The sequence below is a fragment of the Acidovorax sp. KPB24-07 genome, from assembly GCF_057543315.1.
The window spans coordinates 1-2,243 of the sequence record NZ_BAAJYS010000482.1 but is presented as its reverse complement, the minus strand read 5'-3'; the positions used below and the strand labels follow the sequence as shown (position 1 = coordinate 2,243).

Here is a 2,243-nt window from a genome sequence, read left to right as displayed (position 1 = left end):
GGGTCCGCGCCCTGGGCGGGCAGCAGCGCGGCGGCCTGCGGCACGGAGCCGTCGGCGCTGGCGTTCAGGGCGGCGAGGAAATCGGCCGCGCCCGGATAGGCCTCCAGCACCTTCTTGCCGCGCGCCGTGGGGTGCGCGACGAACACCGCATCCTGCGGGCCCTTGCGCGGATCGATCACGTACATGCCGCCGTGCTCGTAGAACTGCATGCTGGCCACCTGCTTTTGCATCTGCTCCTGGAAGGCCGACAGGTCGTTGCCCACGAACAGGATGGCGATCACCTTGCCCGCCGCATCCTTCACCGGCGCGTAGTGCGCCATGTACGGCTTGCCGAACAGCATGGTGCGGCCCGTGTAGGGCTGGCCCGCGAGCACGGGCGCGTAGGCGGGGCTGGCGCGGTCGAGCAGGGTGCCCTGGGCGCGCTCGCCCTTTTCGTTCTTGACCGAGGTGGTGATGCGGATGAAGTCCTCGCCCTTCCTCGCGAAGACCGTGGCCACGCCGCCCGTGTCCTGGCTGAATTTGTCCACCGTGCCGTAGTCGTCGTTCACCGCGACGCCGAAGCTCGTCAGTTGCCCGCTGGCCTCGTCCAGTTGCATGCTGGGGTCGAAGCCGCGCTGGAACGCCTGGGCCGAGCGGCGCACCAGTTCGCGGTTGGCCTCGTCCACCGCGTTGAGCGACTGGCCTACCGCATCGACCGCATCGCGCACACCTTCGGTGATCTGCGTGCGCGCGGCCTTCGTGGTGATGAGCGAGATCGCGATGCCCACCGCAATGAGGGCCAGCGCCACCAGGGACAGGGCCAGCAGGGTGACGCGGCGGGCGACCGATCGGGTGCGGACGGGTGGAGTCATGGCGGTTTTTGGGGTTCGGTCGCAGGGAAGGGAGACGGGGCGGGTGCGCTGCGGAAGACGCCGACCCCATCGTAAGCAACCGTAACTTTGGCAGGATGAAGGCATTCCTTTAAGGGAAAACCCTATGTACTGAGGGATTTAGTCTGCTTGGCAGCAGCGATTTCGGGGGCGAAAAATGCCTCCAGGGCATGTTTTTCTAGGGCGTATTGCTACATTAATAATAGCAATCGGATGTTCGGGTGTTTTGTAGTGCTCGTGACACTTCCACGGTGTTGGCGACCCGGTGCGGGGGAGCTTGGGTACGTGGGACAGCGCCCGACGCAGCCCCGTGCCTCGGCAAGTCGCCCTCCGGGCCGCAGCCCCGCGCCCGTCAGGCGTGCTCGAAGTGGAACACCGCCGTGCCCGCCAGCGCGTTCGGCAGGAAGCGCACCTCGCGCCCGTCCTGCAGGCCGAACGCGTCGATCACGCGCAGGGCGTTCTTGTGCGCCAGCACCTCGAAATCCTTGAACGTGCCCACGCGGATGTTGGGCGTGTCGTACCACTGGTAGGGCAGACGGCGCGTGACGGGCATGCGCCCGCGCAGCACCGACAGCCGGTTGGGCCAGTGGGCGAAATTGGGAAACGCCACCACGCCCGCGCGGCCCACGCGGGCCGTCTCGCGCAGCATCACCTCGGTGTTGCGCAGGTGCTGCAGCGTGTCGATCTGCAGCACCAGGTCGAACGAGTTGTCGCCGAACATCGCCAGCCCTTCCTCCAGGTTGAGCTGCACCACGTTCACCCCGCGGCGCACGCAGGCGAGCACGTTGGCGTCGTCGATCTCGATGCCGTAGCCCGTGCAGCCGCGCTCGCGCTGCAGGTACGACAGCATCGCGCCGTCGCCGCAGCCCAGGTCCAGCACCCGCGCGCCGTGCGGCACCAGCCGGGAAATCGCATGCATGGTGGCTTTCTCGGTCATGCGAACTCCTTGGCGATGCTGTCGAAATACGAGCCGACGACGCCCATGTAGCGCGCGTCGTCGAGCAGGAAGGCGTCGTGGCCGTGCGGTGCGTCGATCTCGGCATAGCTCACGTCGCGGCGGTTGTCGAGCAGCGCCTTCACGATCTCGCGGCTGCGCGCGGGTGAAAAGCGCCAGTCGGTGGTGAAGCTCACCAGCAGGAACCGGGCCGTCGCGCGCGCCAGCGCCAGCGTGAGGTTGCCGCCGTAGGCGAGCGCGGGGTCGAAGTAATCGAGCGCGCGGGTGATCAGCAGGTAGGTGTTGGCGTCGAAATACTCGCTGAACTTGTCGCCCTGGTAGCGCAGGTAGCTCTCGATCTGGAACTCGATGTCCTGCGTGCTGTAGCGGTAGCCCGGCCCCGCGCCGGGGCGTGCCTGGGGGCGGCCGGCGCACCGCCG

2 protein-coding genes and 1 pseudogene are annotated in these 2,243 nt (G+C 67.6%); all 3 read right to left on the bottom strand.

All coding sequences use genetic code 11. The features are described 5' to 3' along the window. Positions 1 to 851, bottom strand: an 851-nt coding sequence (locus AC27IQ_RS22865) for a Cache 3/Cache 2 fusion domain-containing protein (protein WP_487090909.1), incomplete at its 3' end; no start/stop codon positions are given. Positions 852 to 1,221: 370 nt separating this feature from the next. Further along, a complete protein-coding gene (gene metW / locus AC27IQ_RS22860) occupies positions 1,222 to 1,806 on the bottom strand; it encodes a methionine biosynthesis protein MetW (protein ID WP_284397602.1) in 585 nt (194 codons plus the stop codon). Next, positions 1,803 to 2,243: pseudogene (gene metX, locus AC27IQ_RS22855) on the bottom strand (homoserine O-acetyltransferase); the annotation flags it as partial. The pseudogene metX and the gene metW, both read right to left, overlap by 4 nt.